19 protein-coding genes are annotated in these 15,649 nt (G+C 53.0%); all 19 read right to left on the bottom strand.

Annotation, left to right across the window (positions count from 1 at the left end):
* Positions 1–71 precede the first annotated feature (71 nt).
* A complete protein-coding gene (locus AC6I7T_RS28175; protein ID WP_497791153.1) occupies positions 72–1,007 on the bottom strand; it encodes a hypothetical protein in 936 nt (311 codons plus the stop codon).
* Positions 1,008–1,087: 80 nt separating this feature from the next.
* Positions 1,088–1,534, bottom strand: coding sequence for a hypothetical protein (locus AC6I7T_RS28170; RefSeq protein WP_497791152.1), 447 nt, complete (start codon positions 1,532–1,534; stop codon positions 1,088–1,090).
* Positions 1,531–2,016 (bottom strand): hypothetical protein, encoded by a 486-nt coding sequence (locus AC6I7T_RS28165; protein WP_497791151.1) that lies wholly within the window; start codon positions 2,014–2,016, stop codon positions 1,531–1,533. Before AC6I7T_RS28165 ends, AC6I7T_RS28170 begins: the two co-directional genes overlap by 4 nt.
* Positions 2,013–3,152 carry a hypothetical protein gene (locus AC6I7T_RS28160; RefSeq protein WP_497791150.1) on the bottom strand — a complete coding sequence of 380 codons (1,140 nt, stop codon included), beginning with the start codon at positions 3,150–3,152 and terminating at the stop codon, positions 2,013–2,015. The genes AC6I7T_RS28165 and AC6I7T_RS28160 overlap by 4 nt, the downstream gene beginning before the upstream one ends.
* 563 nt (positions 3,153–3,715) lie before the next feature.
* On the bottom strand, positions 3,716–5,491 hold the full coding sequence (locus AC6I7T_RS28155; RefSeq protein ID WP_497791149.1) for a hypothetical protein: 1,776 nt from the start codon (positions 5,489–5,491) through the stop codon (positions 3,716–3,718).
* A 105-nt stretch (positions 5,492–5,596) separates the two neighbouring features.
* On the bottom strand, positions 5,597–6,937 hold the full coding sequence (locus AC6I7T_RS28150; protein WP_497791148.1) for a hypothetical protein: 1,341 nt from the start codon (positions 6,935–6,937) through the stop codon (positions 5,597–5,599).
* 104 nt (positions 6,938–7,041) lie between these two features.
* Positions 7,042–7,251, bottom strand: coding sequence for a hypothetical protein (locus tag AC6I7T_RS28145; RefSeq protein ID WP_497791147.1), 210 nt, complete (start codon positions 7,249–7,251; stop codon positions 7,042–7,044).
* A 4-nt stretch (positions 7,252–7,255) separates the two neighbouring features.
* A complete protein-coding gene (locus AC6I7T_RS28140; protein ID WP_497791146.1) occupies positions 7,256–7,510 on the bottom strand; it encodes a hypothetical protein in 255 nt (84 codons plus the stop codon).
* A gap of 586 nt (positions 7,511–8,096) precedes the next feature.
* Positions 8,097–8,372: a hypothetical protein gene (locus tag AC6I7T_RS28135; RefSeq protein WP_497791145.1), complete on the bottom strand. Its 276-nt coding sequence runs from the start codon at positions 8,370–8,372 to the stop codon at positions 8,097–8,099.
* Positions 8,373–8,387: 15 nt separating this feature from the next.
* Complete coding sequence (locus AC6I7T_RS28130; protein ID WP_497791144.1) at positions 8,388–9,143, bottom strand: hypothetical protein; 756 nt, start codon at positions 9,141–9,143, stop codon at positions 8,388–8,390.
* Position 9,144: 1 nt separating this feature from the next.
* On the bottom strand, positions 9,145–9,978 hold the full coding sequence (locus AC6I7T_RS28125; protein ID WP_497791143.1) for a hypothetical protein: 834 nt from the start codon (positions 9,976–9,978) through the stop codon (positions 9,145–9,147).
* A gap of 306 nt (positions 9,979–10,284) precedes the next feature.
* On the bottom strand, positions 10,285–11,694 hold the full coding sequence (locus AC6I7T_RS28120) for a phage portal protein (protein ID WP_497791142.1): 1,410 nt from the start codon (positions 11,692–11,694) through the stop codon (positions 10,285–10,287).
* A 150-nt stretch (positions 11,695–11,844) separates the two neighbouring features.
* Complete coding sequence (locus AC6I7T_RS28115; RefSeq protein WP_497791141.1) at positions 11,845–12,135, bottom strand: zinc ribbon domain-containing protein; 291 nt, start codon at positions 12,133–12,135, stop codon at positions 11,845–11,847.
* A gap of 13 nt (positions 12,136–12,148) precedes the next feature.
* Positions 12,149–13,645, bottom strand: coding sequence for a phage terminase large subunit (gene terL / locus AC6I7T_RS28110; RefSeq protein ID WP_497791140.1), 1,497 nt, complete (start codon positions 13,643–13,645; stop codon positions 12,149–12,151).
* Positions 13,646–13,703: 58 nt separating this feature from the next.
* Positions 13,704–14,201 carry a hypothetical protein gene (locus tag AC6I7T_RS28105; protein ID WP_497791139.1) on the bottom strand — a complete coding sequence of 166 codons (498 nt, stop codon included), beginning with the start codon at positions 14,199–14,201 and terminating at the stop codon, positions 13,704–13,706.
* 25 nt (positions 14,202–14,226) lie between these two features.
* Positions 14,227–14,418, bottom strand: coding sequence for a hypothetical protein (locus AC6I7T_RS28100; protein WP_497791138.1), 192 nt, complete (start codon positions 14,416–14,418; stop codon positions 14,227–14,229).
* 128 nt (positions 14,419–14,546) lie between these two features.
* Complete coding sequence (locus AC6I7T_RS28095) at positions 14,547–14,741, bottom strand: hypothetical protein (RefSeq protein WP_497791137.1); 195 nt, start codon at positions 14,739–14,741, stop codon at positions 14,547–14,549.
* A 186-nt stretch (positions 14,742–14,927) separates the two neighbouring features.
* The gene (locus AC6I7T_RS28090) at positions 14,928–15,233 is read right to left on the bottom strand and encodes a hypothetical protein (protein ID WP_497791136.1); all 306 of its coding nucleotides are present in this window, start codon (positions 15,231–15,233) and stop codon (positions 14,928–14,930) included.
* Positions 15,234–15,442: 209 nt separating this feature from the next.
* Entirely contained in the window at positions 15,443–15,583 is a 141-nt protein-coding gene (locus tag AC6I7T_RS28085; RefSeq protein WP_497791135.1) for a hypothetical protein, read from the bottom strand.
* Positions 15,584–15,649 lie beyond the last annotated feature (66 nt).

Raw genomic sequence — 15,649 nt, 5'->3', positions numbered from 1 at the left:
ATGCAGGTTTTCCGTTAAGAAAACCTGCACCTCACCGTATTCGGACAGGACACAGTAACGCTGGTTTTGCTCTAATTCCCTGGATTCCAGAACTCAGCTACCTGGCCAGCAAGATTGGCAAAGGCTTGATAATCGACCGAAGGCTGCTTATAGCCATCGCGCTTATTATCCATGCTGAACTTACCAGCGCGGCAGGCAAAGAGGTGGATACCTCCAGACATGCCATTGACCTGCTGATAAGGTTCCGCCAACCACAGCTCAAAGACCGGGCCATAGCCCATAAGCTGGTTATTCACCTGAACGGTATAACCTTGTGTTGCGTTATAGGCATAGTTGATGTAGACCGAAGCGCCAACATCGGTAGCATTGAAGGTATACGATCCATTTGAGACACTATAGAAACCTGGTGCCGGATTCGTAGCAGAAGTCCGCATCAGGGCCAAGCCACTCGACGCATAGATGACACCCAAATCGGCTGCGAAGGTCGTCGAATTCGCAACTGCTACCGAGGTGCTTGGAGTTCCGATATTGGTCCAGGTGACGTTTCCATCAGTAGTTGTTCCACTCAAGGTCTCATTCCAGGTCGGCGCGCTGCTGCCTGAGGTTCCCGCAGTAGTGCATTGCTGCACCTTTGCTCCATCGTAGACAAGCGTTCCGACGGTGTAGGAGTGGCTTGCAACCCAGGTAGATGGAGTTGTTGCCGTTGGAATGATATGTGTTTCGTTATAAGCGATCTGCTTAGTGCCTGTCTGCCGGGTATCGGCGAACATGATCTGATTGTAGAGATCGATGTCATGACGGCCAAAGCTGAACTTACCGGAGACTTTGATATCTCCCGGAGCTACGTCGTCGGCAACCTTGCTCTGCCCCTTCAACTCTTTAAGGTCTTGCGAGAATTCAATGGAGATATCCTGCAAGGTAAGTGGGCGACGTGGCGTCGGATTTGTTGCCAGGTTGCCGCTGGTAGGATTCACGAAGAGAACTCCGGTACCAAACTGAAATGCCATGGTGACTCCTTCTGCGGCTGGGCCGCAATCAAGATAGGGAATAAGACACAAACTGCCAATTGAATAAGGGATAGAAAAAGCTAGATACCGACAACAACATGAATTGGAACTAGAATGACAGCCTGATTATCGAGAATTCCGGCATCGACCACGATATCCCCGTCAATCGAACACTGAGTGACCAGTCCGCCCAGAGTATTTGCCTCGCCTTCGGGAGCACCGAGTAGTGCGCCATCAACAGCATCCAGCATGTCATCGATCAAGTCCGAGAAGAATTGCCCTTCTTCAAACGGCATTTGATCGCGGCGAAGATAGATCATGGCAAAATAGAAGCGCTCCCAGCGCGTGAGCCCCCAGGTCTGCGGCTGGTTGGCCGCCTCCCGAGGGCAAAGCAGGCCCAGAAAGGGCTGATCCATCGGAGACACATTCGACCAGATCTCAGTACCTCGCTCGGAACGTGCCCAACTATACGCCTTCTGTAACTGGGCAAAGAGTGCTTGCGAAATCTGCCTGCGTGGTACTCTCATTCCGCCTCCATTGCCTCTTGTATGGCCTCTTGCAATCCGGAGGAGAACTCCTCTTGCATATCATCGAGACTGCCACGCAGAAAGCTATGTTCCTTCAGCGGAGGATGAAGAATCTTCTTGGTGAAGACATCTTTTCCGCCAACAAGAAAGTGGAGCAGCTTGCCGCTCTTCGGCTGAATAGGATAAGGCCCCGACGTTCCAAATTCCTGGAAGGCCGCAAAGGATTCTGCCTCCCCCTCGACGACAACCGACGCGGTAACGACGCCGCCCTGGTTGACAGCCGGCACAACACGAATCGAATCCGCCAGGCGTCCGTCGTGCTTTTTCAAGACTTGTCCCTGCAACTTATCTGCAATGATGTGGCGTTGCAAAGCCAAGGCCAGAACATCCATCTTGGCCCGTATAGCTTCACCGATTTGCGTCTTCTTACGTTCAAGACTCGCGGCTACCTCTTGAGCATTACTCGTAATCGTGATGCTCATAGCGTTCTCCGAGTATAGGCATTCATGACAGAGATCACTTCGGGCGGCAGCTCCCAATTCCGATAAGTAACTGTTCCTGCACTATTCGCCATTGCCTGCGATGCCTGATCAATCCATTGACGGCGTTTGTAGTTCACCGCCACCATCTGTGTCGCTGCCAGACGGATATCCTCCGGAGTTCCTGCAGCCGAATAACTTAGCATTAGCTGCTGGTTTGCATCGGCTGCGCTAAAAAGATACTGTCCGGGTGTCTGCAGAAAGTACTGGCCTTGCTGTGGAGCTTGATTTACCCGCTGCAATACCGTTCCAGTTGAGAAATAAGCAACACCGACGTCGGCCAGCCACGGAAGGTTTGCAGCTGTAACCACATACGGCCCTGAAGCGCCAGGAACAGTACAAAGCTCACCCGTAATGGCCAAGGGGGTAAAACCGGCCGTGTATTGCACCTGAATATTCTGACGGCCACGCGCAAAGCATTCGCCACGAAGAACGATCCGATTACTGGCATCCGGCAACATCCAACCGCGAACCATCGAGCCTTCAGCCGGAGGAATCGCCCGGCCATCGACTATGACGGATTGAACCGATACCACGGGGCCATTACGAAGAAATAGCTGATCGTTACCGTTGCCGTCGTAGGTCTCGCTATACAGCACTGCTTCATTGAAGGGAGACTGTGTAGTCTGCCAGTTTCCGGATCCGCGCCCCGTCCTCCAGAGCCAATACCTCGAGGCAGCAGTTATGCAGCGCTGAATATTGGCATCCTCAATGCTATTTGCCTTTGAAGCCGTGCCACTCGTGTTTAGCCATCCCTTAACCAGATCGACCGTTGTCAGATCAATCGGGTTTGTCAATGCAGAAGTTGTTCCCTCCTGAGGGTTGCTTGAGTAGCTGTAGTAGGCAACCAGCCGGTCTCCAGTCTGAGGAGGAGCTTTGAGAGTAATCGTTGTGCCCGCGAGAATGAACGGGTCCAGGTTTGAACGATCGTACTGCGTTCCAGAAGAAAGAAGTAGCCCGTTGAGGTAAAGCTGCAAACTCGTGACTGGCACCGGAGCCTGCGGCAAGGTGAAGACCTTATTCACTCCATTGATTTCGCCGTTGGGAGTGACGGCTCCTGAACTTTGATAGGACGCCATAATTGCTCCGGTGTAGCAGCTGGCCATCTCGAAGGATGGCCAGCTTTTGGATTTCTACATTTTTTGCAGAGGAATCAAATAAAGAGCAGAAGAATATAGCAGCATTTTCGATCGTTGCTACCATCGGTCAGGCTGTGTGTCAGGGCTGGCCTTTAGGCCTGCCGCAAAGTTTTCCCCAGAAACGATTTAGACATTCTCGGTAACCCAAGCGAATAAGGCAGCCACAGCTTTGGAGTTAAGCACAGGACTTGGAGTGTGGTTAGTGCTTCGAACTACTTGTCCATGCTTGTCTTGTCACATAGAAATTCTTGTTGACCACTCCTCTTGATCCATAAAGCTAGTCGGCTCCAAGCCATTGCCCTTAACTCCTACTCTTGTTACCGAGAATGTTTGTTTCCATAGAAATACTTCCTGCGGCTGGCCTAAAGGCCAGCCCTGACACACAGCAAACTGCGTTACTCAATGGAAGGCATCCAGAGGATCAAAAGACTTCCACTGCTTCGGCTCAGAACAATGTACAAACTCCAGAGCTGGCCATCGCCAAGGATGGCCAGCTTTTGGATTTAGCTTTGCTGGTTGAATGACCCGATGCCTGTCAAAACAGCAGAGATCCACGGCAAATTGTGCTGGAGAGTCTCATGCACATAGGTGCCGAAGGTCCATTGACGGCTGACAAGCGGCCATTCAATCGAATAGTAGTCGCGCTGGACCAGCAGGCCACGGGTAAACGGCAACCGGCTGTGAGGATACGGATTGGTCGAGATATCGAAGTACAACGTTCCGGCGGGAATCATCGGATGAATGCGGATTGGAATCACATTCGCGCCCATCGGATTGTTCACTGCGTAACGAGACTGATAGCCCGAAACCACATAGCCGCCCAGGATGTTATTCTGCGCGTCGCGGACATAGTTAAAGCGGAAGGCTGAAGCCTGAGTGCCGCTATAACGGATGGCCGCATCCAACGCAACAATGGCATCGACCGAACCCCAGATGCTATCGACTCCGGCCTGGAACTGCTGGAAGAGGGATTCCAGAACAGCCTCGATCTCCAACACACGACCGTCCTTCGTCGAGGTTAGAGATGATCCTTGCAGGTCACGATAGTATGCACCGGGAGTGCTGGCAGCATAGGTCAACAGGCCGTCGAAGTCCTTTGTCTCATAGCTATGATCGGCGTTCAGCCCGGCAGCTGCGCCGTTCTGGGTTCCGGTCGGAGCACCAAGAATCGTAACGCTCGGATTGCTGGTGATGGCATAGAGGAAGGCATTCGACAGCGAGGGATTCGAAGCATCGGTGATGTTTACATACCAGGCATAGCCATAGCATCCCTTAATCGGAAGGCTGGCCGCCGGGATCGACGCTGTCACAGCGCCCTTGCTAGCGGTAGTCGCAACAACGGCGGACATGCCGCTAATAGCCGAAGTGCCACCATTCACAGCAACGGTCTCGCCGGTACCTGGAGCCTGATAGGTGTAAGAGGGAGTCAAGCCTCCACTTACGGTTGGGATTCCGACATAGCCATACTGAGCATTGGTCGGATTACCCATCGCGGTGAGACAAACCACAGCAACAGAGACATTCGTGCCCGACGACAGGGTGCTGGACGAATTAGCCACCGTACTGACAACCGGAGTCGGAGCTGCGCCGAACTTAAAGCCATTGTTTCCGGTGCCGATTCCGCCATTGCCGAGCAGAATCATGGCCTCTTCCTTCAGCCACAAACGATGCAGTCCGCGCAGATGCTCATCGGCCAGATTATCGGAGTAGCCTTCACCGGCGAACTCTGCCGAGAAGGTAACAGCGGCTTCATCGCCAATCTCTTTATAAGTGGCGGTATAGTCGTTCTCGTCCGGCGTGGAAGTCTGTGCGCGAGCGCCCTCGGGGACACCGCCATATAGATATCCAGGATTGCGTGTCGCCTTCCAATGGGCTGCTGTGCCGTAGCCATCGTTAACGCGCCCAACACGCTGCATTGAATTTCGGAAAGGAACATTTACCGGATACTCGAGAAATGCGGGTCCACGCAGATCGTAAAAGTTGTAACCAAGCGCGGTATTCACGCCTGCTTTCTGCATCTCCAGACGGCCATCCTTCTGAGCAGTAATCATCTGCTTCATCAGTGCCTTGGAGAAGGCGCGACGGCTGCCATCATTACGAGCATATTCGACCGGATCGGCGCCTACACCGGGGAGTCCGGGATTGCGCTTCAGATCGTTAAGTTTCTTGAGATCGTTCTGGGCCAAGGCCTTTTTGAATTCATTCGCCACCCAGCGCGCGGTCTGTTCACGACGGTCGCGATAGAGCGACTGAGGAAGAAATGCTTCCATGGAAGACATAAGTGCGTACTCCTTATCTTGAAAGTAAGTTGGGGATAGCCCGCCACTTGCGGACACAAGAAAAGCGCCCCACGGGCGCCCTGCTCTACTGCCAGGTTGCGAGCTCTAGAGACCGCACTCCGAAACTTCTTCCGCCTCAATCTTGATGGTCTGGACTTCACCGCCGCGAGGAAGGAAGGTCTTCACTGCAGAAGGGCGAGGTAAAGAGCCCATCGCAGCCGAAGCCTTGGCAACCGCCATGCGGGCAAAGACTTCATTGATCTCCTTATCCTGCGAAGCGTTCTCAAGTGCCTGCTGGAACATCTTCACCATCCACTGGCTTGCCATCTTCTCCAGACCCGACTCGCGACGGCCACGACGATGACCCTTCAACAAGCCAGCCAGCATGGCCTTTTCGGCAATGGCTTCCTCGTCCTCATCTTCGTCTTCATCTTCATCGCGTTCCTTTTCCTTCTCTCTCGGCTTTGGCTTCTCCTCAGCCTCATCTTCATCCTGCTGATTCGCTTGAGCAATCTTGGCGCACTTCTCTGCCTGATCCTCATGCTCCTGTGCGATGCGCTCATGCTGCTCTGCCGCAGCCTTATGAAGATCGTAGAGAGCCTGGTTCACCTGATCGTCGCCTTTGCCCTTATCGAGACACTTGGCAATCTTCTCGGCTGTCTCGTCGTGAGCCTGCGATAACTCCGCATGACACTTTGCCAGTTCTTCATGATGTGCCGCGGCCTTAGAAAAATGATCTTCGATCGTCTTCTTTGCCGCCCGTACCATTTCTTTTGCTTCGGTGGACATCGATATTCCTCCCTTGTTCTCCGCCGTCCTGGCGGCAAGCTTGATTGAATGTTTTTTCCTTGCTGCGAATGAAACATGGCCAAAGCGGCGGCTCTCAGTCGAACCGTCGGCCTTCACATAATCGAAGTGAGCACGATCCAGACACGGATTGTCGACCACGCTCAGTTCGGCCAATATCGGAGCGTAGCGAGTCTCGACCGGCTTCTCGCATTTCGGGCAGATGTTCCCGCAGCCGAGCATGTCGGCTCCACAAGACTCACATTTGCGCCACTCGTATTCGCCGCCATGCGAAAAGCCGGTAAGGATTCCCTTCTGAATCTGCCTCCAGGTGGCATCATCATCGATATATGTACCTACGAAGATTTCTTTTTCTTCGTCCCGGTATTCAATCGCTATGACCTTACCCACAGGCTGCATGGTGTGCTGTAGGCGGACGTTGCCAAGTGATACTTCCTGGCCCGACTTTGTCGTAGCAGCCTTCGCTTCCTGCGACCATTTCCGATAGGCCTGTTTGGCAGCATCGTAATCGCAGATCTCGCCGCTCTTGTCGGGGACCTCGGCCGTCGCCAGTCCCCAAGCCTGACGCTTGGCCTCATCGACTTTGACGAGACGCATGAACTTATTGAGTTTCTGGGGAGTTGCCGTTGTTCTTGCCATAGCGGCTCCAAATATGTCGTTTTTGAATAACCTAGAAAGGCGGGTGAATCGAAGAGCCCCACGGCTGTAATTGCCGAAAGGGTGGTAATGAAAGGTATTCGCAGCTATAAGAACACCTGAGGCAATGGCCTGTACGCCTTCTCTTCCCAAATGACAATGCCGTCATTTGTAAACTTACCGCGAACATAGCCACGATTCGGGATACTAAGCTTTTCACAATTCCCGAAGACATCGCACATAACGATTCGTTCCCGCTTCTTCAGGGACTGTGTAACGATCCTATTTGCTTCTGCCAACGTAACAATCGCGTTCAATGTCTTACCTCGATAGCAGATGCATAAGCCAGCTGCTGATAACGCCGACGATTGCTCCTAGAACCGACGAGCCGCCGATCATCTTCCACTGAAAACGCTCCAGGGCGCTGACGCGATCTTCTAGTTTGGTAATCCGTCCAGGCTGCCCATTTCCAACAATGCTGGTCATTTGCATGTTTAATACGGCAAGCATGGCAATGGTCTGCCGCTCAAAGTCAGACGTGCATTGCTCGAGCGTGTAGTAGGTTTTCTGATTCACGGGGACCTCGACTGCAATTTAGGGCTCTGCCAAAGCAGAGCCCTAAATTGCTACGTTTGAGAGGACAATCAAGAGAGTAACCTTTGGAAACTGTCTTGAAGCGGTGATATGGATTTGTGTCGGGGCATGGCATTAGCCACACCGCAAAGATAACGAAAAGTGGTCTGGGCGTTAGCCCCTGTGTCAGGGCTGGCCTTCAGGCCAGCCGAAAACAGTCTTTTGAGAGAGGTAAGACATTTTCGGTAACTGATGTTGGAGAAAAGTATAGAAGCATTAAACCGATACCCAATTCACGAGTTCTATCACTGGTTCCCTCAGCTCCGAGATTTCTCAAGCAATGTCTTGCAACTGTTCGCGCCGTCCTGTCTCCCGTTACATTTGTTACCGAGAATGTCGATCCACTCTTAAAGAATCGCCGCGGCTGGCCTGAAGGCCAGCCCTGACACAATGCCACAAAACAAACGGAACCACGAGGTATTACTATCTCACTTCGCTTAATCTTTCTTCCTCTAGAGGTAGAAACCCCAAAGGCTCTGCCGAAGCAGAGCCTGTAGGACGAGCTGTTGATATCTTTACGGAAAGTGCTCTAGTCGGCCCCGTCGATCAGAGCCGGATCCGCTTGAGAGAACCAATGCTGGATACGTCCAATAATTGCGGATTCAGGAACCAACATTGGCTTATGAACGATGTGGATGGACAAGGTCGACTGCCCATCGTAGTTGTACGCGACGGTTACGCCGCTCGCACTGACTTCGCCTGCATTGCTTCTCGGCATCTCGATATGTTCCTGGTCGATAAGCTCCTGCCTGCAGTGTTCAAATTCAGTAGGAGAGAGAGAAAAGGTGAGCGTCCTTGCTGCCATCAGGATTCCCCTTTTTTAGGCGGTAATCTTCCTCAAATCAGCTTGCAGTTGTGCGGAGTCGAAGCCCTCGGGGCTTTTGTCGTCACTGCCAACTATGTCCCGGCTGAAGCAGGCGTAAGCTTCCTCGCAATAGGCATCGTAGAAGCCCCAGGTCATTTGCAGCAGCTGGCCCCAGGTGATACAAACGGGACCAATAGTATTATAGGCCACTATTGGAACGGCGTGCCCGCCCCAACTTCCAGGCTCTCCCGATCCTTGCACTCCCTCGGGAGGGACACTCCATACTGTCTGATTCTGTGCCGAAAGTGGAAGTTTCAGACCAAGATAAGCCGCACCGAAATAGAACACCGACTGCATGGCTTCGCGCCGGTTCTTAAGCTGGAGCGTAGCATAGCCGCCAAGCTTGTGTCCGTCTAAACCTGTCTTGCGCCAGAAGTTGAGGACATCGAGAACAATCGCCCCATTGTCGGTCGACTGATCCCCAGGAACATACCCGCTTACATCCGAATACATCTTGATTACATCGGCGTCGGAAATGATCACCTGGGAGCCATCTTCCGCCGTCCAGGCCTGAATCATATGGGCGGCAGTAGCACAGGTACAATCCCCAATGCGGTCATTTGCCATTGGACCAAGCTGCGAGATCCTGGCTGTTAGATCGCAACTCTCCGGAGGAGGCGGTAAGGTGGACGCGTACTGCTCCAGCTTCAAAGTCCGCTGGTCATGACGTACGGCAAGTTTGCCGAGTCTTCTTAGGTTGACACGATTCATTTCAAAACCCCATCGCTTCCTCATGGCTATAAAGAGCGGAATAGTCATGCCCGAAGGCTTGCGACATACGAGCTTTGTCCCTGTCGGACCAGTATTGGCTAATGGATTGAAGCTTGATGCTGCGACGCTGTGCGGTCGCCTTCACTTGTTCGGGAGACTGCGTTGACTGCACAAATCCATCAATGGTGTGCAGCAAGGCGTCGAGAGAGGCAAGGACGGCCAAGGCTGTTTGCTGACTGCCAGTGGACTTAATTCCCGCGAACTCGGTAAGAGCCGAATCCCCGTTGGTCACCAGGTCGTCGATCATCGCGGTAATCTGCTGCCAGAGATTGTCGGAAGGATGTGCGGTGTAGGTATTGCAGAGTGTTATCAGATCTTCTAGATCGGCTCTGATCTTCTCACTGGACTTCTGAATATCTGAGGAAACAGCCGCGTCCCCATCCCGGTTAGTCTGAAACGCAGTAATCAGCGCCAGGACTTCAGTAATGATCGGTTGCGCCTCTTGAGCATATGTCGCAATATTCTTAACGACATTTGATACCTGCGCCGATGTACACCCGGTAACGGAGCCCATCAGCAGCACTGCACAGAGGGCTAAAGCTCCGAGCTTTCGTACAGAGTCGGTCGAGCTTGTATCACTGTCCGGGAGTGGAGACTTAGCCAGATATCCGGCAACAGCAACAATTGCTGCTACTAATGATACCTTTCCAAGTGAGAGGAATCCTTCGGGGCTAAAGTTGAATTTTGCAGGATCGACAATGATTAAGGTAATGCTGGACGAAAACGCACCTATCGCCGCAGCCGCAAGGCCGTGTAACCAAACTTTGAGTGTCATGGAGATTTCCTTAAATACCGGGAATACCGTACCGCCGGACTCCAGGCCGGCTGTCGTGTGGGCGTCCCCGCCCACACAGGGGTTTCTACATAGTCCAGAGGCAGAGAGGAATTGCAGATTTTGTCGGGGCTTACACTTGTTTCCGCACAGAAAGTTCCAGAGCGAGACTGAAGCTATAGCCTGATACTTCCTATTGTCATCGCCAGAGATCTTGGTACTTATTCAGAGCTACTCTTTAATGAGCTTCCCGATGTGTGGGCGGGGACGCCCACACGACAGCCGGCCTGGAGTCCGGCGGTACAACTTCTATTTGAATGGGACGAAGCCGCTGGCTGTTACGACTCCGAGGCGGCCAGCTTCGGACTCAGGACGCGGATCGTAGCCACGATCCTCGCGAATCTCGTTGATCGTCCGGATTCCGCTCTTTACATCGATCTCATCGGCTTGCCGCTGCTTCAGCACGTCGGAACTGTGGACGAGACTAAACTCCATCTCGTAGCCTTCGAGTCCGAATTTGCGCTGAATAAGATAATTCATCACGCCGGTAAGCCAGGTAATCCAAGGCTTCAGTCCTTCATCGTCGGCGGCATCCTGATTTTCTTCAGCGGTGGCCCGATTCATCATTCGTAACAGACGCTGTGGCGATGTGCCATAGCCGAAACAAATCTTGCGGATATGAAGATCGTCGAAGGCATCAGCCAGAATCGGCTCCTGCAACTGGAGAATATTATCCTTGCCATCATCGGTGAATCCCTGCATCATTCGCCATTGGCGGCGGGCCGCAAGGTTTCCGGCCAGCTCCGAGTTCATCCACTCCATCGCTTCGCGGATTTTGTCGGCGGGCGTACCATTCGGAACAATGTGAACCAATCCCGGAGTCGAACCATTGACATAGTAGGAGAGAACATACTTCAGACGCTCGATGCCAATTTTGATCTCGGTAGCTAGCTGCTCGGTCGGACTGCAGCCATAGAGCTGCGAACTGTTCGTATTTCCGCGAACGATATTTCGAGGCTTATAGACCAACTGCTCCGTCGTAAACTCTACGCGGGGAATCCCGCTGCCGGAATACGATTCATCCCAGAGCTGAGCATAGGCAACCGAAGGGGCCTGAGGTGTAAATCCGTTATCGTCAATATAACGAACGATAGTATCCCCGGGCAGCACCCGAAGCTCGACGATCTCATCCCGGTTATTGCGGCGAAGATAGATGCTTGCTGCATCGATAACTAGCATATCTTCCAATAACGGACGCAGCCACTCGGCCCAATCGTGCTCGGCATCGGGATACTCAAAGAAGTGAGTCAGCCGTGCAATATTTACGTCGTTGGCTTGACGGTGCTCCCGATCCTGATTGCTCTCGCCCTTGAGACGCTTAGCCTGGATCTTCCACGGAATCGACGCAATCTGATCTTTGACATTCTCAATACAAATGCGAGCCAGCGGATAGGATGCCAGCCTCTTCAGGTCCGGAGCTTTATGCTCGGCATCGGAGCGAGGAGTATAGATAAGGTTCTGGCCAGTCAGAAAGTTAAAGCCCAAAGGAGCCGAGCCCTCGGGAGCTATCGGAGCAACAGGTTGCAGAGCCGTCGGCCAGTTGCGTTCATCGACACCTGCAATATTATGTGCCGGTGGCCGATACAAACGCGTCTGCAGACGTCCCAACGCCTGCGCCAGCGGTCCTAGTTGTCGGATCACCGCAGAATTCGATGCCATGAAAGCTCCCCGATAAAATGTAGCGCCAGTCCCAAACTGGCTGTCATAGAAACAAATTAATCCAAATCGACGTTATATCCCCGATCTTCAAAACGACCGAGATGGATCACGACTGTCCTTCGGCCGGAATCGCGCAGGAATCGAAGTAACTTACGAAGAAGACTCTTGATCAGCATGGAATAGCACCTTGGCAGGAGTAATAATGCCCGCCTTCGCCGCCAGAATCGTTTTTTCATGCCAGCGCGCCCCGCAGACCTTACACCGATGCTGTACCAGAATCGTCTGCTTTGCATCCATAACGGTTCGCAGCTCTCCTTCGCGATGTCCGCAGGCTGGGCACTTCTCATTACGGTCGATATAAAGATCGGGAGAAGCAGAGGGAGGCGGAATCACGAGCCTCGCCATAACGGCAAAGAACAATTTCAACCAATACCAGATCATTCGTAGCGCCTCTTTACTTCTTCAACTCTTTTGGCTGTTCGCGAGGCCATTGATGACCACAGCTTGAGCAACGGAAGTTAGCGCCGAGCTTCACAACAGCCACGCCGCTGCATTGGGAGCAAACCTGCGTCTCACTGCCTATGGCAGGCTTCACCATTCCGTCAGTCCGTGCAACTTTGTTCACCTGCTGCTCCTGCTTGAGATAATCAACCAGTCCTAACGAAAAGCTATGCTGCCGAGCCCAGTTAATCGCCTGCGTCATGGCATCGACATCGTCGTCGTGCGCCGCATTAGGAAACTTCGCTGCCTGCTCAACCAGTTCCTGCGCCCAATCGGCCCTCGGCAGCAGGATATTGCCCGCAGCATGCTCCGGCGAAATAGCGTATGCACGCGCGACCTTTCCGCCATGAGGATTGACTGCTATCACGGTAAAGCGCAGTTGCTTGCGCAAGCTCTCCAGAATGGCAGAGCCATTGGCCTTATCTTCAATCAGAAGATCGCGGATTCCCCACTTCACAGCCATGCCCTTAATGGCCTCAAGCGTTGCATCGAAGCCGATATGATCGGTGATCTTGTCTAGCAGGAAGCAACGAGGGCCAAGGAATCCCCAGGCCTGAATACTTACATAGTCGCTGGTAGCAAAGTCTTTAAAGCTTGCATCAACCGAAATCAGCTTTCTATCGAAAGAGGGAAGGCTGTCGTAGTAACTCCAATTCTTGCGCGGAAAGAGTCCACCCTCAGCCGGAGCCGGTTGCTGCTGATATTGTCCGGCAAAGGCGAAGGCTCCAATGTCCAACTTCAACCGCTCCAATGCAGGACGCGGCATACGAACCGGATCGAGAACATCTCCCTCTTCACGGACAAGCTCACGATGGCTTAACGGAAGGAGAATAGTCTTCGGCTTCTCCGCAATGGCCTCGAGGCAAAGATGTTCCCATCCTCCGGACTCAAGTAAAACGCCGGTAACGTCTTCCTCGTGCAACCGCTGCATGATGATAACCATGCGTCCCGTCTCACGATTGTTCAGACGGCTAAAGAGCGTCTGCCGCACAAAGCGTACCCCACGGGAACGATCCGCATCGCTCAGAGCCTGACTGACGGAATGAGGATCGTCTACAACAACGTAGTCGCCGCCCTCACCCGTGCCGCCTTTCTCTGAGACGATCAGCGAAAAACCTCTGCCCGTGAGATGAAAGCGATCTTGACGAACGGGATTGTCGGCCAGCTGAACTCGATTTCCCCAATGAGCCTGATACCAGGGAGAGGACACGACAGTCTTTCTATTAATCGAATCGCGCTGGCTCAGGTCCATAGCATAGGACCAGTGAAGCCATTTCGTCGTTCCTCCATCCAGAGTCCAGCACCACGTCGGCCAAAGGACACTGGTAATGATGCTCTTGCCCGCACGCGGCGGAATGTTAATAATCAACCGCCGAATCTGGCCGCACTGTACGGCCATCAGATATTCGCAAATGGCCTCGGTATGACGCCCGGCAACGAAGGGCTGCATCGGCTCCAGGATGGGCCAGGCTGCTTCTACATATTGAAGCAGGCTTCCGGAAAACTCCCTATTCTGCCTTCTGCGATTTGCTTCGAGAAGAAGAAGAATGGCTCTCTCCCGGTCTCTGTCCGGAAGCTTCTGTAACCGTTGTAGCGTCTTTTCCTCCCGCAAGATAAGCGCGCAGTTCTCGTTCGAGCTGCTCATCGGACATCAGCCTCTCTGCATGCTCCACTTGGATCGGGCCATTATTCTTACCCATGAGCTGCTGCTTTTCTCTCTGGCCCAGATACTGTTTGCCCAGCCAGATCAACATGGTTCCATGGGAGCGATGCTTTGGATCGAGAGCCACGGCCAACTGAGCCTTGCGCAGCTGGATCTTCGTCTCCTGGCGTTTCTGCTCGGACAACTCCGTAAAGCTGACACCTAGCTCTTTCTTGCAACGGGCATGGAGGGTATCGATTGCAACTCCGATATAGGAGGCAATCTCTTGCTGAGTCGCCAGGACAAAGAGCATTCCTTTTACAACATCCCAATCGATAGGCTTTCTCGGACGTCCACCACGCATCTGCTACTCCACTTCTGTCTGTGCGTTACCGTCGCTTCCCTGTTCCCTTGCATGCCGGACACCTATAGGAATAGATCGAGTTACTATAGATACGTCCCAATCCATGACAGTGAGCACAAGACTCCTGACGGCTCGACCAGGCTTCGCTCAGGAGGGTAATAAGGGCGATGGCAGCCAATCCCATGATCAGATCCATCCACGTTCCAGCGAGGTCCATGGCATACGTCCTCTTAGAGCAAAACCAGCGTTACTATGTCCTATCCAAATTCGGCGATGTGCAGGTTTTCTTGACGGAAAACCTGCGTAGGGAGTTGTGATTCGAGATACACCTACGCTGGTTTTGCTCTAACCAAGCACGTGCTGGCGAATGTCTTCCTCAGGAAGATTCATCAACTCGCAGATCTTTGAGAACAGACCGTCGCGCTCGTTGAAGAATCTCCGATCTCTGGCATCCAACGCCGAACGGATTACGGCGCACCACAATTTGCGTTCGCCAATATCGATAGGGTCTTGATGAGACAAGCTGCTTGCCAGCTCCATGGGTGCCTCCATACCAACTACGGTTTATTCCTTGCGATAGGACAGGTAGATATAAATTCTGCCGGGCGCATCGGCCCGGCTGCTCCGGCGAGTCTCCGCATGCATGAGATACGGATTCGCTCACATAGGGGAGCCATCCTCGGTGTTACACCACTTGATAGACTACAAATCCTGTGCGATTCCGGCCTACGCTCTTGCGGGAAGGGGCTGGTTCTTCAGCAGTCCCCAACCGATGAGGCGCTCGCGACGTTCCTGCGTCATACGCTTGACACCAATCAGAGTCATCACGTCGGCAGTAGTCAGATTTGCAGGAGATTCTTCAGCATTCGAAGGAGATACAGGAGTAATAAGACGATACGTACAGGGATTGATGCGGCGCACCTTCCCCTGCTCCATCAGGCTCTTGGCTTCTGCTCTTGTAAGACGGTCGATACAGTGACCTGCGGCATCCTGTAGACGCAGGGCTTGACTTGGCGATTTACGAATCCCCATAACTTCCCTCAAACGCTCTATAGATAAAACTTATTAAGTTATCTTTTCCGGGAAAGAGACATAGCACTCCCGGCAAAGCTGCGAAGTGGCCTTGATAACAACACGCCCGCTCCACATACTGCCCGTCACTGTCGTAGAGGAACACCGTCAGAGTGCGGGGATGCCCCACAGCCCACTCTGCAGCGAACGGCTGGTATTGCAACCAGCGGCTAAACTTCAGCCTTAAACGCCCGAGCCAACCAGGACAGCGGAGGATTCCGGGGATGACGGAATCCTCCACTTGCGGCGACGGAGGGCGCTAAGTTAACCAGCTTCTTAGTGAGAGGATGCTTACTAAGATCGCCAGTCACTTGCTTCTCCATCATCACAACACTTCGCCGAGATAGGGTCAATGCACCTTTGCACTCATTCGAGGC

The sequence above is a fragment of the Humiphilus diazotrophicus genome (assembly GCF_059726315.1).
This window is presented reverse-complemented; position numbering and strand designations above follow the sequence as displayed.